The organism is Sphingomonas glaciei, assembly GCF_023380025.1.
Lineage (GTDB): Bacteria > Pseudomonadota > Alphaproteobacteria > Sphingomonadales > Sphingomonadaceae > Sphingomicrobium > Sphingomicrobium glaciei.
In genome coordinates this window covers 1,497,196-1,517,307 of record NZ_CP097253.1, presented here as the reverse complement: position 1 = coordinate 1,517,307, position 20,112 = coordinate 1,497,196, and the positions used below count along the sequence as shown (strand labels likewise).

The window sequence follows — 20,112 nt, the reverse complement described above, 5'->3', positions numbered from 1 at the left end:
CGAAAGCACCCGAATGATCCTTACCGACGACCAACGCCAGCTCGCCGATATGACTCGGACCTTCATGGGCGAAGAGGGCACCATCAAGAAGCAGCTGCGCCACTGGCGCGACATCGGCTGCAAGGACGGGTTCGGCCACGGCCTGTGGAAGCAGATGGCTGAGCTGGGCCTGACCGGCCTCGCCATCCCGGAGGAAGAGGGCGGTCTCGGCCTTGGCACCACTGAAGCCGCACTGGTGATGGAGGAAGTCGGCCGTAACCTCACGCCTTCCCCGTTTCTGACGACGTCGATCGTCGCGGTCGAGGCGCTGAAGGGCAGCGAGCAGGGCAAGCGCTGGTTTCCGGGCATCCTGTCGGGCGACACGATCGCGGCCTTCGCAATCGATGAGGGGCCGCACCATCGCCCCCGCCAGATCGCGCTGGAGGCCAAGCGCTCGGGCAACGGCTTCGCGCTGTCGGGCTCCAAGCAGTTCGTGGTCCACGGTGCGTCGGCCGACTTGCTGATTGTCGCCGCGCGTACCGGCGGCTCGGCAGGTGAGAGCAAGGGCCTTACGCTGTTCGCGGTGCCTCGCGACGCGGCCGGCATGACGGTCGAGAATGTCGCGCTGGCCGACGCCAGCAAGGCAGCACGGATCACCTTTGAAGGCACCCAGATCGATGCCGATGCGGTGATCGGCGAGGTCGACGGCGGTTGGGAGCCGCTGCGCCGCGCGATGCGCGCCGGCCGTACCGGCGCAGCGGCCGAGCTGGTCGGGGTCGCAGCGGGCGCCTCGGCGATGACGGTCGACTATCTCAAGCAGCGCAAGCAGTTCGGAAAGCTGATCGGCGAGTTCCAGGTCCTCCAGCACCGCGCTGCCCATCTATTCGGTGAGATCGAGATCGCCCGCGCCGCGACGTTCAAGGCCGCCGAACTGCTCGACCGTGGCGACGAGCGGGCAGGGGTGATGACCCATGTCGCCAAGGCCAAGGCCGGCCGCGTCTCGGCGCTGGCGGTGCAGGAAGCGGTGCAGATGCACGGCGGCATCGGCATGACCGACGAGCATGACATCGGCCTCTACATGAAGCGCGAAAAGGTGCTCGACGCCTTGTTCGGCGATGCCAATTACCATGCGCGGATGGTGCAGGCGGCTTAACCGCGTCGAATCAACTTGCGAACGCTTCGCATTACCATTAGCAAGATGAGCATGATCGTCTGCTGCTGCAACGCGATTCGCGAAACCGAGGTGCGGGAAGCCGCGCGCACCGGCGCCTGCAGCGTCGGCCAGGCCTATGCCCGCAAGGGATGCAAGGTGAAGTGCGGCAGCTGCCTTCCGTTCGCTCGCGCGATCATCGCCGAAGAATGCGACGCACTCGCTGCCAATCCGGCCAAGGTCGCCGCCTAACTGCGAACGACTCTTGCAAGTCGTTCGCGCTTCGTTTGATCCTGCAACCTTGATAGAAGCGGAGCCATGAAGGGCGATCCCAAGGTCATCGAGCTGCTCAACGAAGCGCTCAAGGCGGAACTGACCGCCATCAATCAATATTGGCTGCACTATCGCATGCTCGACAATTGGGGGGTGCATAAGCTCGCCGATTACGAGAAGCATGAGAGCATCGACGAGATGAAGCATGCCGACCGCTTCGCGGAACGCATCCTCTTCCTCGAAGGGTTGCCCAACTTCCAGATGCTCGGCCGGCTGCGGATTGGCGAAACGGTCGAGGAGATCCTCAAGGCCGACCTCGAGGCGGAATATGAAGCCGCCAAGATGTATCGCGAGGGCGCGGAATATTGCGATTCGATCCGCGACTATGTCAGCCGCGACCTGTTCGTCGAAGTGCTGCGCGACGAGGAGGGGCATATCGACTTCCTCGAAACCCAGTTCGAGATGATCGCCCGCATGGGCCTGCAGAACTACATCCAGCTTCACAGCAAGGCGGCCGAAGCGCACTGATCCTTGTCTCCTCGGGCTTGACCCGGGGACCGCCTTCCGCCCTTCTGCCGGCAAGGGCAGGGGACAGCGCATGACAATCGGTACGGGCGAACGCATCGCCACCCTCGACATCGTGCGCGGCGTCGCGGTGATGGGCATCCTCGCGATGAACATCGTCGCCTTTGCCGACGTGCCTGCCGCTTATTTCAATCCGCTGGCGCAGACCGTGGCGGTGCGCACCGGCGACCTACTCGCCTATGCCGGCAATTTCCTGCTGTTCGACGGCAAGATGCGCGGGCTGTTTTCCTTCCTGTTTGGCGCCTCGCTGCTGCTGATGAGCGAGACCATGGCGCTGGGCCGGGTCCGCCGCCGCCTGTTCTGGCTGCTGCTGTTCGGGGCCGCCCACTTCTTCCTCATCTGGTGGGGCGACATCCTCATCACCTATGCGGCGATCGGCTTCCTTGCGCTCGCCTTCCGCAGTGCCAGCCCCCGCGCACTCATCGTCACGGCGGTGATCCTTGTCGCGGTCCAGTTCGCCATCTTCGCCGCCATGACGTTTTATTCTTTCGACCTGCAGGGACCCGTTTTTGCAGGTACCGCGACGCCCGAGCAGCTCAAGTCCTGGGAAGAGCTGACCCGCGACACGATCATGCCGAGCACTGCGCGACGGGCCGAGGCGATCGCCCTTTATCGAGGCCCCTGGACCGCACTCGTCCATCACCAGGTTACCGAGAAGGCCATATTCCCGGTGGTCGGAATCTTCGCCTTCGGGTGGGAAACGCTCGCCTACATGCTGCTCGGCATGGCCGCACTGAAGACCGGTCTGCTGACCGGCGCATGGGACAATCGCCGCCTGCTGAAGTGGGCGCTGATCTGCCTCGCCGTCGCGCTCCCGGTCTATCTCGTCGCCCTGCGCTTCCTGTTCCGCTCGGAATGGGCGGCGTCGGCCGTATTCATGTGGGCTTTCGCCGCGGCCGCGCCAGTGCGCCCGCTGATGGTCACCGCCTTCGCCTGCCTGATCATCCTCGCGACCCGCAACGGCGGCCCGCTGGTCGAGCGGATTGCCGCCGCCGGCCGCGCGGCGTTCAGCAACTACCTCGGCACCTCGATCGTGATGACGGGGATCTTCTACGGGTGGGGCCTTGGCCTTTACGCCAGCCTCGGCCGCGTGGAGCTGCTATTGGTGGTGATCGCCGCCTGGGCGGTCATGCTGCTATGGAGCAAGCCGTGGCTCGAGCGCTTCCGCTACGGCCCGCTCGAATGGGCCTGGCGCAGCCTGACCAACTGGCGGGTCGAACCGCTGCGGCGGCTCGACCGGGCCTAGATCCGGCCGAAGCCCTGATTGGCCGACTTGCGGCCGAACCCGCCGGCCCCGCCGCCGCGGCTGAGCAAAGGATTGGTGGCCTGGTCGAACAGCTGGATCGTCTGGTCGAACAAGCTGCGCAGCTTCACCACGTCGGCGACCAGTTCATCCGGAAACCGCTGGGTTTCGATGCACAGCCGGGCGGTCGATTCGATCAGCTCGGCGGCCTTGGCCAGCGGCTCGGCCCCGAACTGGCGGGCCTCGCCCTTGATGGTGTGGGCGGGCATCACCAGCGCCACGGTGTTCGCCTCGCGCATCGCCTGCTCGATCGCCGCGACCGACTTCACCCCGTCCTCGCGGAAATAGGACAGGATGCGGATGAACCCGGGGCCGAGTTCGCCCCGCGCTTTCTCGAAATGCGCCCAGTCGACGACGTCGGCGCTACCCTCGGGCAAGTTGTTCACCTCATGCTGCATCCGGAGGGTCTAGCTGCGGAGGAGTAAAGGCGAGGTTATTTTTGGTCGAACGGATTCTTGGTCGCGCGCAGGGTCATGCGTAGAGGAACGGCGCCCAGATCGAACTGCTTGCGCAGCGAATTGAGCAGGTAGCGGCGATAGCTTTCGGGCAGCTGGTCGACCCTGGTCCCGAACACCACGAAGGTCGGCGGGCGCGACTTGATCTGGGTGATGTAGCGCAGCTTGATCCGCTTGCCGCCTGGCGCCGGGGGCGGGTTCTGCTCGACCGCGCCCTCGAACCAGCGGTTGAGCTCGCCGGTCGACACGCGCCGGTTCCAGCCCTCGCGCAAGGTGAAGGCCGCGCCGATCAATTGGTCGATACCCTTGCCGGTCACCGCCGACACGGTCAGCACCGGCACGCCCTTGAGCTGGCTCAGGCCCTCTTCCAGCGCCGCCTTGATCCCGTTGAACAGGGACGAGGCATGCTCGGCCACGTCCCACTTGTTGACCGCGACGACCAGCGCCCGGCCTTCCTCGATCACCGCGCTGGCGATCTTGAGGTCCTGCACTTCCAGCCCGCGGGTGGCGTCGAGCAGGAGCACGACGACCTCGGCCATGTCGATCGCGCGGCGGGTGTCCTGCGCCGAAAGCCACTCGAGCTTGTCGTCGACCTTGGCGCGCTTGCGCAGGCCCGCGGTGTCGACCAGCTTGACCTTGCGGGTCTCACCATCGGGCGAGGTCCACTCCCAGTCGGTGCTGATTGAATCGCGGGTAATCCCGGCTTCGGGCCCGGTGATCATCCGGTCCTCGCCCAGCATCTTGTTGACCAGCGTCGACTTGCCCGCGTTCGGACGTCCGACCACCGCCATATGCAGGGGACGCAACGGGTCCTCGAGATCGACCTCCTCGACCTCCACTTCCTCGCGCTCGACATGCGGGCGGAGCGATTCGAACAGGTCGACCAGACCTTCGCCATGCTCGGCGGAGAGCGCGATCGGCTCACCGAAGCCGAGCGAAAAGGCTTCCAAGCGTCCGCTCTCGCCTTGCCGTCCCTCGGCCTTGTTGGCAGCGACGATCACCGGCGTGTCTTCCTGACGCAACCAGCGGGCGATCTCCTCGTCGAGCGGGGTGACGCCTTCGCGCGCGTCGATCAGGAACAGCGCCGCGTCAGCCTCGCGCACCGCAGCTTCGGTCGAGCGCCGCATCCGGCCCGGAAGGCTGGCCGGATCCTCGTCCTCGAAACCGGCGGTGTCCATCACCTGGAACTCGAGCCCGAGCAGCTGCCCGTCGCCCATCCGCCGGTCGCGGGTCACGCCCGGACGATCGTCGACCAGCGCCACGCGCTTGCCGACGAGGCGATTGAATAGGGTGGATTTGCCGACGTTGGGACGTCCGACGATGGCAACGATGGGTTGGGGCATGGCGTGCGCCTAGCCCAAGACCTGTCTCAATGCGAGCCTGACGCCCGCGCCTCCCGCTCAGCGGTAGGCGTGCAGCCGGCCCCTGTCGTCGAGCACGTAGAGCGTGTTGTTGGCGACCGACAGCTCCTGGCTGACCGAGGCACCGACATTGGTCTGGCTCTGGAACGCACCGGTCGCGGGGTCGATGTTGACCATCACGCCGTTGCTCCCGGCCAGGATCAGCCGCCCGCCGGCCAGCACCGGGCCGACATAGCTGATCGGACCCCTCTTGCCCTTGGGATTCTCGAACGCGGGCAGCTGGTTGATCCAGCGGATCTTGCCGTTGTTGCGGCTGATCGCCATCAGCTTGGCGTCGTCGGTCACCGCGAACAGCCACTCGCCGGCGATCCACGGGGTGGCGATGCCGGCCAGGTTCAGTTCCCAGATCCGTTGCCCGCTGACCAGGTCGAGCGCGACCATCCGTCCACCCTGGCCGAGCGCGAACACCTGGCCATTGTCGATCACCGGCGAGGCGTCGATGTCGCTCAGCGTCGCAACGCTGGTCGAGATCGAGGTGCGCGACAGCGCGTCCTGCCACACCAGGCGGCCGTTCTCGAAGCGATAGGCGTTGAGTTCGCCGCTCGAGAAGCCGGCCACCACCGTGCCGCGCTCGAACGCCGGGGCCCCGGTGCCGAACACTCCGGCGATCTCGACAGCAGCGGTCGCCGACCAGTTGGTCCCGCCGTCGGCGGTCTTGAGGCTGTAGAGTTGGTTGTCCTGGCTCATCACGTACAGCGTGTCGCCGACCACCGTCGGCCCGCCGCGAAGCGGACCGCCCGGCCGCACCTCCCACAGCTTGGCGCCGTTGGCGGTGCTGAGGGCGGTGACGAAGCCAAGCCCGTTGGTCGCGAACACCCGGTCGCCTTCGACCGCGACTCCGCCGCCGAACAGGGAGGCATTGTTGCCGCGCTCGGTTCCGAACTGAGCCGCCCAGCGCTGGCCCCCGGTCGCGGCGTCGAACGCGCGGACGGTGGCGCTGGTGTCGACGGTGTAGACGGTGCCGCCCGAGATCACCGGCGGCGCGGCAAGGCGCGAATCGACCGTGGTGCCCTGGCCGATCGACACGTTCCACGCTTCGGCCAGGCTGGCACCCAGCGCCGGGTGCCCGGCCGACTTGGACGGGGTGCCGCCCGGCTGGTTCCAGCTCGGATTCACCGCCGCTTCGGGGATGGAGAAGGGCAGGGCGGCCGTGGCCGGATCGACCTGCACGTCGGGGTCGGTCGACAGCACCGACACGCGGTCGCCGACGACCGGAGTCTTGGGACGGGACTTACCGACTATGCCGCATCCGGCCAGCATGCTGGCGGCGAGGGCGAGGGTTACGACTTTGCGGATCATCGGGCTAGATCAGTCCTCAACGGGCCGCCGCGGGGGCGGCCGGGATGGAAAGGCCCGCGGCGAGCTGCTCGGCGCGGGCGCGAAGGGAAGCGGGAACGTTGGTGTCGGCGGCAATGCCGGTCAGCAGGCTGGCGGCCTCGCGGCGGCGATTAGCCTTGATCATCGCCAACGCGGTCAGTTCGCCGGCCGAGCCATACCAGGCACTGTCCTTGACCGCGAGCGGGGCCAGGCGCTCGATCACCTGCTGCGGCTGGAGGCTGTCGAATTCGAGCTGGGTCAGGCGGATCGACGCGGTGTCGCGCACCGTCTGCGGCACGTCGCCGTCGTCCATCAGCCCGCGATACTGGGCGATGGCGGCCGCGCGATCGCTCTTCTGCAGTGCCAGCGCGGCGCGGGTCAGGCGCGCTGCGCCCGACATCGAGCCGTTGCCCTCGGCCGCCAACACGTCGAGCTTGCGCGCGATGTCGTCGCTGCTCTTGCCCTCGCCGACCTCGGTCAGGATCGCAGAAAACTGCTCGCTGTTGACGGCGGCCTGCTCGGCCTGCTGGTTCTTCCAGAACAGGAAGCCCCCGGCGGCGACGAGAAGCAGCACGGCCGCGGCGATGATCCACGTGCCGTAGCGCTTGAACACCGCCTCCGCCTGGTCGCGACGAAGGCTCTCGTCGACCTCGCGGATGAACGTGTCGCTGGTTTCTCCGGGCGCTAGTGCCAAGTCAGTCCTCGTGTCGATGCAGTGAAACGCTCATTGGCTGGGCCCGATGAACGAGAGCTTGAAGATCGGGCTCCCTAACCAGTTTTGGGCGAAGCGGCTAGGTCTTCGGCCGGTAGGTCTGGTCGGCGGTGGGGAAGCTGCGGTCGCGGACCTCCCCGGCATAGCGCTCCACCGCTTCGCCGATGCGGGTCGCAAGGTCGTCGTAGCGCTTCACGAAACGCGGTGTGCGCTCGAACAGGCCAAGCATGTCCTCGGTCACCAGCACCTGCCCGTCGCAGGCCGCCGAGGCACCGATGCCGATGGTCGGAATCGCGACCTTGCCGGTGATTTCGGTCGCCAGATCCTCCATCACGCCTTCCAGCACGACGGCAAAGGCGCCGGCGTCGGCCACCGCTTGCGCATCGCGCAGGATCTTCGCCGCTTCCGCCTCACTTCGCCCGCGTGCGCCATAGCCGCCGAGCGCGTTCACTGCCTGCGGGGTGAGCCCGACATGGGCGATCACCGGGATCCCGCGCTCGGCCAGGAAGCGGATGGTCGGCGCCATCGCCTCGCCGCCCTCCAGCTTGACCGCCGCGCAGCCGGTTTCCTTCATCACCCGCGCGGCGCTGGCGAAGGCCTGCTCGGGGCTCGCTTCATAGCTTCCGAACGGCATGTCGACCGCGACCAGCGCATGCCAGCTGCCGCGCACCACCGCGGCGCCATGAGCGCACATCATCTCCAGCGTCACCGGCACGGTGGAGGGCAGGCCGTAGATCACCTGCCCAAGGCTGTCCCCGACCAGCAACAGGTCGCAATGCGGATCGAGCAATTGCGCGGTCCGCATGGTGTAGGCGGTCAGCATCACGATCGGCCGCTCGGTCGTGCCGTCCTTCTTGCGACCCTTGATCCCCGGCACCGTCATCCGCTTGCCGGGAACGGGTGACGGAGTGGCGCGGCTGGTCGCCGTGTCGAGGGTAAAGGTGCTCAACGCAGGATTCCTCGCTGGCTCGCATTCAGGGCGAACAGGAACACGCAGATGGTGATGGCGGTGATAACCAGCGGAAGGATCAGCGAGCCGTCCGGCGTTGCCGCCTTGAGTTCGGGATCCACCACATAGGCCGAATTCTGCACCAGCTCGGCAAGCACCGAAAAGCCGATCAGTGGCACCGCCAGCCGGCGCCGGAGGAGCAGCATGACCGCGCCGGCGAGCCCGACCCAGACCGACAGGGCGAAGGCCGCCCACATCCACTCGGGAATGGCCTCGGTCATCGCGCGCACGTCGGGCGCAAGCGTCGCCGGGTCGAGGGTCACCTCGATCAGGTACATGGTGCAGCCGATCGCCATCCATAGGGCCGAGAGCACGGCCCCGATCCAATAGCCGCGCGTCGGACTGCGTTCGGCGCCAAGCGTCACGTCCGTCATCTTTCAGTCTCCCCCGTGAAATCCCTCGTCACCATAACGCAGCCGCCCGTTGCTGGGAACGCGCCGCCCGCGTCACGCAGCCGCGTCGCGGTTCGGGAGGAGCCACAGCATCACACCGGCCCCGGCCGCCACCGCCGCGCTCGCCAGGAAGGTCGCCGCCGAGCCCTCGTGATCCCAGAGCATCCCGGCGGCAAGGCTCGCCAGCAGCAGCGCCGCGCCGGTCGCGACGTGGAACAGGCCGAAGCTGGTGGCGCGCAGCTCGGCCGGGGCGGCATCGGCGATCAGCTTCGCGAACAGGCCCTGGGTCAGCGCCATGTGCGCGCCCCACAGCCCGACCCCGATCGCCAGCCCGGCCAGGCCGCCGGTCGTCGCCAGCACGACATTGCCGACCACCAGCAGCGCGATCCCGACCGTCAGGATCGCGCGCGGATCGCGCCGGTCGGACAAGGCGCCGGCCGGGTAAGACAACAGGACGTAGGACAGGTTGAACACCACCAGCACCAGCGGCGCGAGGGTCAGGCTAAGTCCCGCCTCGACCGCCTTCAGAACCAGGAAGCTTTCGGAGAAGCGCGCCAGCGTGAATAGAAAGGCGACCAGGATGATCCGCCGGCAGCTTCTGTCGACGTCGCGGAAGCTTCCGAGCACAGGCTGGCGAGCGGGTGCCGGGCCCTCGCGCGCGGGCTCGCGCAGGAAGAACAAGGCGATAGCGACCGACACGAAGGCCGGAATCACCGCGATCCAGAACACGCTGCGGATGTCGCCGGCCAACCAGATCATCAGCCCCGCCGCGGCCAGCGGCGCCAGCAAGGCACCGACCGTGTCGAGGCTCTGCCTCAGCCCATAAGCGGCCCCGCGATTCTCGCGCGGCGTTTCGTCGGCGATCAGCGCGTCACGCGGGGCCCCGCGTAGGCCCTTGGCGGTGCGGTCGACCAGCCGTGCACCGAGCACCGCCAGCGGCGATCCGGCCAGCGCCATCAGCGGCTTGGTCAGTGCCGCCATTCCGTAGCCGGCGAGGATCCAAGGCTTGCGCTTGCCCTGCCGGTCGCTCAGTCGCCCGCCGGCCAGCTTGGCGAAGCTCGCGGTCGCTTCGGCCACCCCGTCGATCGCGCCGAGCACCGCCACGCTGGCCCCCAGCGTCACCGTCACGAATAGGGGTAGCAACGCGTGAAATATCTCGCTCGACAGGTCCATGAAGAGGCTGACAAAGCCGAGCACCCAGACCGAGCGGGGGAGGCGGGGGCGGGAGCCGGCGGCGTTCACCTTTACGACTTAACGGCCTTCTTCCGGCGCGTCTCCCAGCCCTTCTTCGCGGCCTCGCTGCGACTCCTCGATCGGCCAGACCCGGCTTCCTTGCCGCCGCCATCCATCTTGTTCACCGTCGCCCAGGCGATCCGCTCGGCCTCTTTCGCCGGACGGCCTTGCGACTCATAGCTTTTCTCGATCTCGGCGGCCTTGCGGCGCTGCTTGTCGGTATAGGCGCTCTTGTCACCCTGCGGCATTTCACTCTCCTCTCTGCCATTGCTGCAACGCACCAATTCGGCTAAGGGCGCGCCAACTTCTCCCAAGGAAATCGCAATGACCCTCCGCAACGTGGCGATCATCGCCCACGTCGATCACGGCAAGACCACGCTCGTCGACCAGCTCTTCCGCCAGTCCGGCACCTATCGCGAAAACCAGCGCATCGAAGAGCGCGCGATGGATTCGAACGACCTCGAGAAAGAGCGCGGGATCACTATTCTCGCCAAGTGTACCTCGGTCGAGTGGAACGACACGCGGATCAACATCGTCGACACCCCGGGCCACGCCGATTTCGGCGCCGAGGTGGAGCGCATCCTGTCGATGGTCGATGGCGTGATCCTGCTGGTCGACGCCGCCGAAGGCCCGATGCCCCAGACGAAGTTCGTCACCGGCAAGGCGCTCGGCCTCGGTCTCAAGCCGATCGTCGTGGTCAACAAGATTGACCGCCCCGACGCGCGCCCGGCCGAAGTGCTCGACGAAGTGTTCGAGCTGTTCCTCAGCCTCGAAGCCAATGACGAGCAGCTCGACTTCCCGGTGCTCTACGCTTCGGGCCGCGCCGGTTACGCCGGCCGTGAGGACACCGTCCGAGACGGCGACCTGACGCCCTTGTTCGAGACCATCGTGTCGCACGTTCCCGAGCCGGGCCTGCCGATCGAAGGCGAGTTCAAGATGCTCGTCACCCTGCTCGACCGCGACCCGTTCCTCGGCCGCATCCTGACCGGGCGCGTCGAATCGGGCACGCTGCACATCAATCAGCCGATCCGCGCGCTGGACGTCCACGGCGCCCGCGTCGAAGAAGGCCGCGCGACCAAGATCTTCGCTTTCCACGGTCTCGACCGGGTACCGGTGGAGCAGGCCCAGGCGGGCGACATCATCGCCATCGCCGGCCTGATGAACGCCACTGTGTCGAACACCATCGCCAACCCGATGGTCACCACCCCGATCAAGGCCCGCCCGATCGATCCGCCGACGCTGGCGATGAGCTTCGCGGTCAACGACAGCCCCTATGCCGGGCGTGACGGCGACAAGGTGCAGAGCCGCGTGATCCGCGAACGGCTCGAGCGCGAGGCCGAGACCAACGTCGCGATCCGCGTCACCATCGCCCACGACAACGACAGCTTCGAAGTCGCCGGCCGCGGCGAACTGCAGCTCGGCGTGGTGATCGAGACGCTTCGCCGCGAAGGCTTCGAACTGTCGATCAGCCGGCCGCGCGTGCTGTTCCAGGACGGCCCCAACGGCCGCGAGGAGCCGTATGAGACGGTGGTCATCGACGTCGACGACGAACATTCGGGCACGGTCGTCGAAAAGATGGCGCAGCGTAAGGCGGAGATGACCGACATGCGGCCGTCGGGCGCGGGCAAGACCCGCCTGACCTTCAGCGCCCCGTCGCGCGGCCTGATCGGCTATCACGGCGAATTCCTGTCCGACACCCGCGGCACCGGCATCATGAACCGCCTGTTCGAGAAGTATGGCCCCTACAAGGGCGTCATCACCGGCCGCCAGAACGGCGTCCTGATCTCGATGGAGAAGGGTAAGGCGCAGGCCTATGCGCTCAACATGCTGGAAGAGCGCGGGGTGCTGTTCATCGCCCCCAACGACGAGCTGTACGAAGGCATGATCATCGGTGAGAATGCCAAGCCGCAGGACCTCGAGGTCAATCCCCTGAAGTCGAAGCAGCTGACCAACTTCCGCGCCAGCGGCAAGGACGAGGGCATCCGCCTGACCCCGCCGCGCCGGATGACGCTGGAACAGGCGATCGCCTACATCCAGGACGACGAACTGGTCGAGGTGACCCCCAAGGTCATCCGGCTGCGCAAGCGTCACCTCGATCCGCACGAGCGCCGGCGCCAGTCGCGCAAATCCGAGGCCGCGTAACGACGAAACAGTAGGGCTCCGACGGCAAGTCGGGGCCCTTCTAGTTTGGCGGTCAGGTCGATTCGCGACGCTGCTCCCTTCTAGCCATTTTCGGTTCGCCGCTTGATCGGCTCGGCCTGACCGGCCTCCCGTCCCGAATTGGGAACCGTTCCGGCAACTCGTCCCGTGCGAGGCCCGGCTCAACCATTATCAGGTGTGCTGCGCCAGCATCTCCCATATCTGACGCTCACAACAACGAGAGCGACGGTGCTTCCCACGATTTTCGGGGCGCCAAGGCAAGTCGGACGAGGGCAGTGGCCGGTGCACCCGAGGGGTGCGGTGTGTAGCGCGGCCAAAACCCCTCGACCGCATGGATATGAGAATGAATTGACCAAGCGTTTGGCGTTGGGCCCTGTGCCCGCGATTGCACTGCTTTTATCGGTGTCCGGCTTTGCTGCTCCCGCAGCGGCCCAGGTCGCAACGATCGCAGCCACTCCAGTGTCAGCGACCACCGCCATTCCGGTCGCAGTCACTACTGCCCCGGCCAGCAATCCCGCCGCCATCGCTTCCGCCCCGATCCTTCAGGTCACCCCGCCCCCCCCCGCCGGCGTCCTCCAGCCAGTCGTTCCCGGCCGCGCCGCGATTCTCTCGACGGTCCCGCGCGCGGTTACCGGCACCACCCCGCCCACCGGCACCACCGATGTCCGCCCCGCCGTCACCCACACCGGCCTGTGGCCGATGGTGTGGGCCAAGCAGACCGGCGCCGCGCTGTCCGAGCAGGAGGAGTGCATCGCCATCGCCGTCTATCATGAAGCCCGCGGCGAGCCCCTTAGTGGCCAGTTGGCGGTTGCCGAAGTGATCATGAACCGCGCCGCCTCGGGCCGTTATCCGGCCGGCTGGTGCCAGGTGGTCAAGCAGCCGTGGCAGTTCAGTTTCGTCAATCCCCGTACCGGCCACATGCCCGCCGTTCGCCGCGACAGCGCGGCCTGGGCCTATGCTCAGGCGATCACCCGCATCGCGGTGGGCCATTTCGCCGACGCGTTGCCGGGCGACGTCCTGTGGTACCATGCCGACTATGTCGCACCGAGCTGGGGCCGACGCCTGGCCAAGGTCGAAAAGATCGGCGCCCACATCTTCTATCGCGCCAGCTGAGTCGCCGCGGCGCCCTTTAAGGGGCGTCAAGGCTGACGTCATGGCGTCTCGCCTCCGTACCCACTCGTTTCGGCGATAACCTGCTCAACGCGGGATTCGCTTTCGCCTTCCGCACTGCAACCCTTAATTCCGGGCGGCCTTGCCGCCGGGAGGGTGCAAGGTGTTGAAGATATTGATCGTCGAGGACGAGCGGCCATTGGCCGAAACGCTTCGCTATCTGGTCGAGGACAATCCGCGTTACCGGGTGGTCGGCATCGCCGAGGATCTGCCCTCCGCGCTCGAATTGCTCGAACACGGCCAGCCCGACCTGGCTTTGGTCGATCTTCACCTCGCCCGCGGGTCGACCGGCTTCTCGGTCGCGGTGCGCCTCAACGATGCCGGCGTGCCGTGCCTGTTCGTCACCGGGCGCCCGCCTGGCTTCGCCATGCCCGACCTGGCGCTGGGCATCCTGCTCAAGCCCTTCACCGGTAACGACGTCCACCGCGCCCTGGCGCTGGCCGAGGACGTCATGCGCGGCCGCGAGACACTGCGCCCCCGCTTGCCCCGCAATCTCCAGTTGTTCGAACCCGACGAGGAGCCCGAGCCGCTGCCGGTCAGCGCCGCGCTTCCCGAGCGGCAGGGTCTCAAAGCGAGACTCGAGCGCTGGATCAGCGGCGCCGCCCATTGAACCTTGGGGTCAACTGTTCGTTAAACGGGCAAGCAACTGATTAAACGGATATTTCGCTGTGCCGCATCGACTGTTTCTCGGCGCTGCCCTGTTGGCAGCGGCGCTCGGCGGAGCCATCCCGGCATCCGCCGCCAACGCCGCGACGACTAGCGACCGAATGCCGGCGGCAAGCGCCGTCGCGCGCTTCTACGACGCCCGCCAGCAGCCCTTGTGGCTGCGCTCGCCCGAAGCCGTGCGCGAGCTGATCCATGCGCTCCGTACCTCGGAAGTCGACGGCTTCGTCCAGGGTCCCGACCTCGCCGCCAGCATCGAACGCGTGCTGGGCGAGGCGCAATACGGCATCCCCGGCGCCGATCGTGAGGCCGAGCAGCTGATGAGCAATGCCTTCGTGCTTCACGCTCAGGCGCTGAAATGGCCGGGCCGCGCGACTATGATCTACGCCGACCCTTCGCTCAGCCCGCGCGTCCCGACCCCGGCCGAGGTGCTCGAGGCTGCCGCTGCGGCGCCCGACCTTGCCGCGCACGTTCGCCAGACGGTTGCGGTGAACCCGATCCATGCCGCCCTGCGCAATGCCGCGATCCGCGACATCGGCCTGCTCGGCACGCCGCCCCGCGCCTTGAAGGCTAGTCTCGAACGCTCGCGCCTGCTGCCGTCGGCGGGACGTTTCGTCTTGGTCGACGTTGCCAGCCAGCAGCTGATGATGATCGACGGCGGCGAGATCGTCGACCGGATGAAGGTCGTCGTCGGCAAGCCGGCGATGAAGACCCCGCTGCTGGCGGGCACGCTGCGCCAAGTCACCTTCAATCCTTACTGGAACGTGCCGGTCGACCTTGCCGCCACGAACATCGCGCAGAATGTGCTGAAGAACGGACTCGGCTGGTTCACTTCGCGCAATTACGAAGTGCTGTCGGAATGGGATGCGGCGGCGACCGTGGTCGACCCTGCCTCGGTCGACTGGAAGGCGGTCGCCGCCGGCACCGTCGAGGCCCGCGTCCGCCAGCGCCCGGGCCGGGGCAATTCGATGGGCGACATGAAGTTCGAATTCCCCAACGACAAGGGCATCTACCTTCACGACACCCCCGACCGCCAACTGTTCGCGGAAGCCGAGCGCACTTTCAGTTCGGGCTGCGTCCGGCTCGAAGACGCCGCCCGGCTCGGCCGCTGGCTGCTGGGGCGTGAGCCGGTAGCGGCCAGCGACCGCCCGGAACTCAACGTCGCGCTTCCGACTCCGGTGCCGGTCTACCTGACCTACCTGACGGTGCGCCCGGAGGCCGACGGCACGCTCGCTTATGCTCCCGACGTCTATGGCCTCGATTCAGGTGGCGACGCCCTGTTGGCGGCAGCGAACTAATTCAGGACAGCTACGACTGAACGTGAAGAGCCAGCGGCACTGAACCGCTGGCTCTTGCTTCTTACGGGATGAGGGCAGGGGCGGCTCGCTACCTGCCCTCATCCTATCAGATCAGCTGGCGCCGCCCGCCAGGCGCTCGAGTTCGGCGGCGCTGACGCCGAGCACCGCACCCTGCTCGCTCGGCGCGATCGAATTTCGCGCCATCTTCACCAGCTTGCCGGAGGTGAGCTTGAGCGTGACGGTCTCGGCATCGATCGAGTCGATCGTTCCGGCCAGCGTTCCGTTCGGGCCGTAGACGCTGGTGCCGGCGACCAGCTTGGCATTAGCGGCGGCCTGCGCAGCTTCGGTTTGCGCATTCAGCTGTGCCTGGGTCAGCGCGAACAGCAGCTTGCCCTGGTTCGGTGTGAAGGAAGTGGCCGGCAGCAGCACCTCAAGCCGATCGGTCTTGACCACCAGCTGGTCGCCCCTGACCGACGAAACCGTACCGACCACGCCGCCGCTGGGATCGACCACCTGCATGCCGGGCGTGATTGGAGCGGCCTGCGCGACTGCAATCGCGGGCACTGCAAGCGCAATCGCAAGCGGAAGGACAAGCCTGGAGGCAAAACGGATGGTCATAGATGTTCTCCGATGGACTGTTCACGTGGGTAAACAACCGGAGGATGCCGAGGTTCTAACGCAGGATTACCTTTGCCGCCAAAGAGAGACGGGGACGCGACCAGTTCCCTGAAGGGACGGTGCCAAAGGGAAATATGGATGCCCGACGTGGATTCGAACCACGATTGACGGAGTCAGAGTCCGTAGTCTTACCATTAGACGATCGGGCATCACGCGCCTGGCCGCGACGACAGGGCGCAGCTAGGGGGCCGGTCCCAAGCTGTCAACGTCTTTGCGGCAACTTGCGCCAGTGATGCAATCTGGCTTAAGCCTGCCGGCAAGTCAGCCGTTCGGGGTTCATTCGGGCGGTGCAGAGTTGATGGAACAGTTGCGATGGCATCCCACCTTGCCAGCGCGCCGATGCCGGATCGTCCGGCCGGGCACCGAGAGCGAAATCGCACCGCCGTGGCGAACCCGCCGCCGCAGCAGCCTTATGCCGCGATCGATCTGGGCACCAATAACTGCCGTCTGCTGATCGCGCGCCCGTCTTCCGGCGGCTTCACCGTCGTCGACGCTTTTTCCCGCATCGTCCGGCTGGGTGAAGGCCTCGCCTCCAGCGGTCGCCTGACTCAGGATGCGATGGATCGCGCGGTCGAGGCGCTTGGCGTGTGCTCGGACAAGCTGCGCCGCCGCCGCGTCGGCCTCGCCCGATCGGTCGCCACCGAAGCCTGCCGCCGCGCCGCCAACGGCCGCCACTTCATCGAGCGGGTGCGCGAGGAAACCGGCATCGCGCTGGAGATCATCGCTCCCCAGGAGGAAGCCCGCCTAGCCGTTCTCGGCTGCCACAAGTTGCTTGAGCCCGGCGACGGGCCGGCGATCATCTTCGACATCGGCGGCGGCTCGACCGAGCTCGTGCTGGTCGAACCCGGCGGACCTGACGGCAACCCCCGGATCAAGGCCTGGTGGAGCGCGCCGTGGGGTGTCGTGTCGCTGACCGAGAGCGAGGGCAGGGCGGCGATCGAGGGGCCGGACCGGGTCGCGGCCTATGCCCGGATGCGGACTCGGGCGTCGCGGGCCTTCGACCGCTTCACCGAAATGCTGCCCGAGCGGACCGAAAACATCCGTCTGCTCGGCACCAGCGGCACAGTCACCACGCTCGCCTCGGTCCACCTCGCGCTGCCGAGCTACGACCGCCGGGCGGTCGACGGCCTCCACGTGCCGATTGCGGCGATGCGGGAGATTTCCACCAGCATCGCGGAGATGGACTTTCAGGGCCGCTCGGCGCTGCCCTGCATCGGTTCGGAGCGGGCCGACCTGGTGGTCGCCGGCTGCGCGATCCTCGAAGCGATCCTCGACATCTGGCCCGCCGCCCACCTCGGCATCGCCGACCGCGGGATCCGCGAAGGCATATTGCGCAGCCTGATGGCCCGCGACGGACACGTTCTTTGAGCAGCGCCCACCCCACCAACCGGAGCGCCCTGCGATGAACACCCGCGTCAAGACCGCCAAGGGCCGCAAGGTCGGCTCCACCAAGTGGCTCCAGCGCCAGTTGAACGACCCCTACGTCAAGAAGGCCAAGGCCGAGGGCTATCGCAGCCGCGCCGCCTACAAGCTCATTGAACTGGACGAGAAGTTCAAATTCCTGCGCGGCTCGAAGGCCGTGGTCGACCTCGGCATCGCGCCGGGCGGGTGGAGCCAGGTGGTGCGCAAGAAGTGCCCGGCGGCAGCGGTGGTGGGGATCGATTTCCTCGAGGTCACGCCGCTCGACGGCGTCACCATCCTCCACATGGATTTCACCGACGAGGATGCCGACGCGCGCCTCAAGGAAGCGCTCGGCGGGGAGGCGGACATCGTGCTGTCCGACATGGCGGCCAATACCGTCGGCCATCCCCAGACCGATCACCTGCGTACCATGGGGCTGGTGGAGCTAGGCCTCGAATTCGCCAAAGATGTGCTGAAGCCAGGCGGCGCTTATGTCGCCAAGGTGCTTGCGGGCGGGACCGACCACCAGCTGCTGGCCGAACTCAAGAAGTACTTCACCACGGTGAAGCACGCCAAGCCGCCCGCCAGCCGCAAGGATTCGAGCGAATGGTATGTTGTCGCGCAGGGCTTCAAGGGACGGCGCGAAGAAGCGGTTCCGGCGGAGGACTGAGCTCCGGATCGGTGGCGCGAATGTGCCGCATCAGCCGCTCGTAAAGGAAGTCGGTCACCAGCCGGACGTTGGGATTGTGGCGTACCCGCTCGTGCGTCAGCAGCCACAATTTGCGTTCGTGCTGGCTCATCGGGCGAAGGCATTGCAGCAGGTCGGGATCGGCCCGCGCGACGATGCAGGGCAGCACGCCGACGCCCAGGCCCGACTTGATCCCCGACAGCAGGCCGTTGCTCCCGTCATACTGCATCGTCACCCGGTCGAGCAGGCCCATCTCCTCCAGCCACCCCGAATAGACCCGCCACAGCCCGCCGCCGCCGCCGCCGATGATGTTGTGGTGGAGGAGATCGCGCCGGCTCGCGGGTAGCCCCTGCTGTGCGGCATAGTCGCGGCTGCAATAGAGTGCCCAGTCATCGTCCTGCAGGACCCGCCCGACCAGTCCCTCGGGCTGCGCCTTGCTGGTCGAGCGCAGCGCGATGTCGGCCTCGCCCGCCCCCAGGTCGCGAAGCTCGCGGGTGCAGTCGAGCTCGATTCTGACCTCGGGATGGGCGAGGTGCAGTTCGCGCAGCCACGGCGTCAGCAGGGTCACCGCGAACACCTCCTCGGAGGTAATCCGGACAGTCCCGCCCAGCGCCCGTGCCTGGGCCCTGGCGCGTTCCTCGGCGGATAGCGCGGCAGCTTCCAGTGCATGGGCCAGCGGCAGTACAGCCTCGCCGGCGTCGGTCAGGCGGTAGCCTTGCGCGCGCCGCTCGAACAAGCGCACCGCCAGCGCTTCCTCCAGCGCTGACACCCGCCGTGCGGCGGTCGACTGGCTCATTCGCAGCGCCTTGCCCGCGCCCAGCGTGCTGCCATGCCTGGCCACCGCCAGGAACACCCGCCAGTCGCTCCATTCCGGTTCGCGCGTCATGCCGTCTTCTACCGCATCTCGCGCGCTGGCGGTTATGCAAAAGTGACGAACCGGTCGGCGACAACAATGCTCACGCCCGGTCGGTCAAGCGCCTACATGAGGGTCCAGACGCCGGCGTCATCCTAGCAACCCGTCAACCGACAGGTGGATGACATGAAGAACAGCATTCCGATCACGCTTGCCGCGACGCTGCTCGCGGCGCCCGCCGCTGCCGCCGCGCCTGCTTCGCTGCAGGACCGCGTTGCCGACCTTTGCAGCGTGTCCAACACCGATCTCGAAGGCCAGCGCCTGGCTAAGGCGTGCCGGGCCGAGGTCCGTGCGCGCTTTCTTGCCGAACAGCGTGCCGAGGCCACGCCACGGCCTTTGCGCACCGCCGACGCCACTCCGGTCCGTCCGCGCTGAGGGCGGCGGGAAACCGGTCCGGCGCCCTGGGCGGTCCGCGGCAGCGGGCAAGCAGACGTTAGGACCTGATCCGGTAAGCAGCCGGACGGATGGACGAACCTGACCGCAACCGGCGCCGCCTGCTGATCGGCGGATCGATCGCAGGCGCCGCTCTCGCCGCGGGCTTGGCACCCACCGCCTGCGCGATGCGCAATATGACGAGGGGGCCGGCTGGCGTGCCGAAGGGGGCGCCAAGCCGTCCGGCAGGCCAGCCGGCGCCGATGCTGAACGAAGATATCGGACCGATCCTGGCCCGCCTCGACGCCTGGAGCGCAGCGCATCTTCCGGCGGACAAGTACAGGTGGAACCCGCCTGCGACAGAGACGCAGATCGTCGCTTTCGAGAGGGCCGTCCGCCGCACGATGCCCAGGGCGTGGCGCCAGCTATACGGGTGGCACAATGGCGAGAATGACGACCGCTGGGGTCATATCTACGGCCTGCCGCTCCTCTCGCTCGAGCATGCCGCCGGAGACTGGCAGGCGTGGCAGCAGTTGCTCGTGTCGTTCAAGGGCGATCGCTACGCCCTCCCCGGCGCCGGTTGGCCCGCCGGGGCGGTCGATCCCGCCTACATCAGTCCGGCCCGGGTCCCGCTGACCGCCGACGGGTCGGGCAACAATATCGGCCTCGACTTCGATCCCTGGCCCGGCGGCCGGGTCGGCCAGGTCATTCTCTACGGCCGCGACGAGGACGTGAAGGTGGTGCTGGCGCCATCGCTGGGAGGCTTCCTCGGCTGGATCGCCGACATGCTCGAAGCCGGTAACTTTCGCCTCGATGCCGTCCCCGGGGAGCAGCGGCTGCGCCTGTTCCGGCTGAAATCCCCCGCCGTCGATCATTTCCACGAAGGGGCGCGACTGCTCCTAGGCGCGCCCAGTCAGTTCCTCTAGCCACTCGCGCTCCG

The 20,112-nt window shown here is 67.2% G+C and carries 22 protein-coding genes and 1 tRNA gene; 12 read left to right on the top strand and 11 right to left on the bottom strand.

Translation table 11 applies throughout. The features are described 5' to 3' along the window. The first annotated feature begins 13 nt into the window (after nt 1-13). The 4 genes from M1K48_RS07455 to M1K48_RS07440 all read left to right on the top strand — a co-directional run bounded on the left by M1K48_RS07455 (nt 14) and on the right by M1K48_RS07440 (nt 3,233). The gene (locus M1K48_RS07455) at nt 14-1,132 is read left to right on the top strand and encodes an acyl-CoA dehydrogenase family protein (RefSeq protein ID WP_249453993.1); all 1,119 of its coding nucleotides are present in this window, start codon (nt 14-16) and stop codon (nt 1,130-1,132) included. 51 nt (nt 1,133-1,183) lie between these two features. Continuing rightward, entirely contained in the window at nt 1,184-1,381 is a 198-nt protein-coding gene (locus M1K48_RS07450) for a (2Fe-2S)-binding protein (protein WP_249505212.1), read from the top strand. A gap of 66 nt (nt 1,382-1,447) precedes the next feature. Then, on the top strand, nt 1,448-1,930 hold the full coding sequence (gene bfr, locus M1K48_RS07445) for a bacterioferritin (protein ID WP_249453991.1): 483 nt from the start codon (nt 1,448-1,450) through the stop codon (nt 1,928-1,930). Between the two features lie 70 nt (nt 1,931-2,000). Continuing rightward, the gene (locus tag M1K48_RS07440) at nt 2,001-3,233 is read left to right on the top strand and encodes a DUF418 domain-containing protein (RefSeq protein ID WP_249453989.1); all 1,233 of its coding nucleotides are present in this window, start codon (nt 2,001-2,003) and stop codon (nt 3,231-3,233) included. Here the strand turns inward: M1K48_RS07440 and M1K48_RS07435 are convergent. From M1K48_RS07435 to M1K48_RS07400, 8 genes are all read right to left on the bottom strand, one after another. Beyond that, nucleotides 3,230-3,676: an Hpt domain-containing protein gene (locus tag M1K48_RS07435; RefSeq protein WP_406696476.1), complete on the bottom strand. Its 447-nt coding sequence runs from the start codon at nt 3,674-3,676 to the stop codon at nt 3,230-3,232. The two genes, M1K48_RS07440 and M1K48_RS07435, sit on opposite strands and share 4 nt — an antisense overlap. Before the next feature lie 47 nt (nt 3,677-3,723). Further along, on the bottom strand, nt 3,724-5,088 hold the full coding sequence (der, locus tag M1K48_RS07430; protein WP_249453987.1) for a ribosome biogenesis GTPase Der: 1,365 nt from the start codon (nt 5,086-5,088) through the stop codon (nt 3,724-3,726). 57 nt (nt 5,089-5,145) lie between these two features. Then, the gene (locus M1K48_RS07425; RefSeq protein WP_249453986.1) at nt 5,146-6,465 is read right to left on the bottom strand and encodes a PQQ-like beta-propeller repeat protein; all 1,320 of its coding nucleotides are present in this window, start codon (nt 6,463-6,465) and stop codon (nt 5,146-5,148) included. A 16-nt stretch (nt 6,466-6,481) separates the two neighbouring features. Continuing rightward, nucleotides 6,482-7,177, bottom strand: a complete 696-nt coding sequence (locus tag M1K48_RS07420) for a tetratricopeptide repeat protein (protein WP_249453984.1) — start codon at nt 7,175-7,177, stop codon at nt 6,482-6,484. 97 nt (nt 7,178-7,274) lie between these two features. After that, complete coding sequence (panB, locus tag M1K48_RS07415) at nt 7,275-8,144, bottom strand: 3-methyl-2-oxobutanoate hydroxymethyltransferase (protein WP_249453982.1); 870 nt, start codon at nt 8,142-8,144, stop codon at nt 7,275-7,277. Then, nucleotides 8,141-8,578: a hypothetical protein gene (locus tag M1K48_RS07410; protein ID WP_249453980.1), complete on the bottom strand. Its 438-nt coding sequence runs from the start codon at nt 8,576-8,578 to the stop codon at nt 8,141-8,143. Before M1K48_RS07410 ends, panB begins: the two co-directional genes overlap by 4 nt. 72 nt (nt 8,579-8,650) lie before the next feature. Continuing rightward, a complete protein-coding gene (locus M1K48_RS07405; RefSeq protein WP_249453978.1) occupies nt 8,651-9,838 on the bottom strand; it encodes an MFS transporter in 1,188 nt (395 codons plus the stop codon). A gap of 2 nt (nt 9,839-9,840) precedes the next feature. Continuing rightward, nucleotides 9,841-10,077, bottom strand: coding sequence for a plasmid stabilization protein (locus M1K48_RS07400; protein WP_249453976.1), 237 nt, complete (start codon nt 10,075-10,077; stop codon nt 9,841-9,843). Between the two features lie 76 nt (nt 10,078-10,153). Here M1K48_RS07400 and typA point away from each other — a divergent pair, with 76 nt between their 5' ends. From typA to M1K48_RS07380, 4 genes are all read left to right on the top strand, one after another. After that, nucleotides 10,154-11,971 (top strand): translational GTPase TypA, encoded by a 1,818-nt coding sequence (typA, locus tag M1K48_RS07395; protein ID WP_249453974.1) that lies wholly within the window; start codon nt 10,154-10,156, stop codon nt 11,969-11,971. Nucleotides 11,972-12,448: 477 nt separating this feature from the next. After that, nucleotides 12,449-13,102 (top strand): cell wall hydrolase, encoded by a 654-nt coding sequence (locus M1K48_RS07390; RefSeq protein WP_249453972.1) that lies wholly within the window; start codon nt 12,449-12,451, stop codon nt 13,100-13,102. Between the two features lie 160 nt (nt 13,103-13,262). After that, nucleotides 13,263-13,769, top strand: coding sequence for a LytR/AlgR family response regulator transcription factor (locus M1K48_RS07385; RefSeq protein WP_249453970.1), 507 nt, complete (start codon nt 13,263-13,265; stop codon nt 13,767-13,769). Nucleotides 13,770-13,827: 58 nt separating this feature from the next. Further along, a complete protein-coding gene (locus tag M1K48_RS07380) occupies nt 13,828-15,120 on the top strand; it encodes a L,D-transpeptidase family protein (RefSeq protein ID WP_249453968.1) in 1,293 nt (430 codons plus the stop codon). Nucleotides 15,121-15,231: 111 nt separating this feature from the next. Here M1K48_RS07380 and M1K48_RS07375 read toward each other — a convergent pair whose 3' ends face one another. Together M1K48_RS07375 and M1K48_RS07370 are read right to left on the bottom strand one after the other, a co-directional pair. After that, nucleotides 15,232-15,738: a DUF2171 domain-containing protein gene (locus M1K48_RS07375; protein WP_249453967.1), complete on the bottom strand. Its 507-nt coding sequence runs from the start codon at nt 15,736-15,738 to the stop codon at nt 15,232-15,234. Between the two features lie 135 nt (nt 15,739-15,873). Beyond that, nucleotides 15,874-15,947: transfer RNA gene (locus M1K48_RS07370), tRNA-Gln, on the bottom strand. Between the two features lie 163 nt (nt 15,948-16,110). On the opposite strand from M1K48_RS07370, the gene M1K48_RS07365 reads away from it, so the two are divergent. Together M1K48_RS07365 and M1K48_RS07360 are read left to right on the top strand one after the other, a co-directional pair. Beyond that, nucleotides 16,111-17,166 (top strand): Ppx/GppA phosphatase family protein, encoded by a 1,056-nt coding sequence (locus M1K48_RS07365; RefSeq protein ID WP_249453965.1) that lies wholly within the window; start codon nt 16,111-16,113, stop codon nt 17,164-17,166. Nucleotides 17,167-17,200: 34 nt separating this feature from the next. Further along, the gene (locus tag M1K48_RS07360; protein ID WP_249453962.1) at nt 17,201-17,869 is read left to right on the top strand and encodes an RlmE family RNA methyltransferase; all 669 of its coding nucleotides are present in this window, start codon (nt 17,201-17,203) and stop codon (nt 17,867-17,869) included. On the opposite strand, the gene M1K48_RS07355 is transcribed toward M1K48_RS07360, so the two are convergent. After that, nucleotides 17,829-18,773, bottom strand: a complete 945-nt coding sequence (locus M1K48_RS07355; RefSeq protein WP_249453960.1) for a LysR family transcriptional regulator — start codon at nt 18,771-18,773, stop codon at nt 17,829-17,831. The two genes, M1K48_RS07360 and M1K48_RS07355, sit on opposite strands and share 41 nt — an antisense overlap. 153 nt (nt 18,774-18,926) lie before the next feature. On the opposite strand from M1K48_RS07355, the gene M1K48_RS07350 reads away from it, so the two are divergent. Next, a complete protein-coding gene (locus M1K48_RS07350; protein WP_249453958.1) occupies nt 18,927-19,175 on the top strand; it encodes a hypothetical protein in 249 nt (82 codons plus the stop codon). Nucleotides 19,176-19,264: 89 nt separating this feature from the next. Next, nucleotides 19,265-20,098 (top strand): SMI1/KNR4 family protein, encoded by an 834-nt coding sequence (locus tag M1K48_RS07345; RefSeq protein ID WP_249453956.1) that lies wholly within the window; start codon nt 19,265-19,267, stop codon nt 20,096-20,098. The last annotated feature ends 14 nt before the right edge of the window (nt 20,099-20,112 follow it).

Coding starts and splice junctions, on each gene's coding strand:
- M1K48_RS07455 (WP_249453993.1), top strand. CDS start 14: ATGATCCTTACCGACGACCAACGCCAGCTCGCCGATATGACTCGGACC.
- M1K48_RS07450 (WP_249505212.1), top strand. CDS start 1,184: ATGATCGTCTGCTGCTGCAACGCGATTCGCGAAACCGAGGTGCGGGAA.
- bfr (WP_249453991.1), top strand. CDS start 1,448: ATGAAGGGCGATCCCAAGGTCATCGAGCTGCTCAACGAAGCGCTCAAG.
- M1K48_RS07440 (WP_249453989.1), top strand. CDS start 2,001: ATGACAATCGGTACGGGCGAACGCATCGCCACCCTCGACATCGTGCGC.
- der (WP_249453987.1), bottom strand. CDS start 5,088: ATGCCCCAACCCATCGTTGCCATCGTCGGACGTCCCAACGTCGGCAAA.
- M1K48_RS07425 (WP_249453986.1), bottom strand. CDS start 6,465: ATGATCCGCAAAGTCGTAACCCTCGCCCTCGCCGCCAGCATGCTGGCC.
- M1K48_RS07410 (WP_249453980.1), bottom strand. CDS start 8,578: ATGACGGACGTGACGCTTGGCGCCGAACGCAGTCCGACGCGCGGCTAT.
- M1K48_RS07400 (WP_249453976.1), bottom strand. CDS start 10,077: ATGCCGCAGGGTGACAAGAGCGCCTATACCGACAAGCAGCGCCGCAAG.
- typA (WP_249453974.1), top strand. CDS start 10,154: ATGACCCTCCGCAACGTGGCGATCATCGCCCACGTCGATCACGGCAAG.
- M1K48_RS07375 (WP_249453967.1), bottom strand. CDS start 15,738: ATGACCATCCGTTTTGCCTCCAGGCTTGTCCTTCCGCTTGCGATTGCG.
- M1K48_RS07365 (WP_249453965.1), top strand. CDS start 16,111: ATGGCATCCCACCTTGCCAGCGCGCCGATGCCGGATCGTCCGGCCGGG.
- M1K48_RS07360 (WP_249453962.1), top strand. CDS start 17,201: ATGAACACCCGCGTCAAGACCGCCAAGGGCCGCAAGGTCGGCTCCACC.
- M1K48_RS07355 (WP_249453960.1), bottom strand. CDS start 18,773: ATGACGCGCGAACCGGAATGGAGCGACTGGCGGGTGTTCCTGGCGGTG.
- M1K48_RS07350 (WP_249453958.1), top strand. CDS start 18,927: ATGAAGAACAGCATTCCGATCACGCTTGCCGCGACGCTGCTCGCGGCG.
- M1K48_RS07345 (WP_249453956.1), top strand. CDS start 19,265: ATGGACGAACCTGACCGCAACCGGCGCCGCCTGCTGATCGGCGGATCG.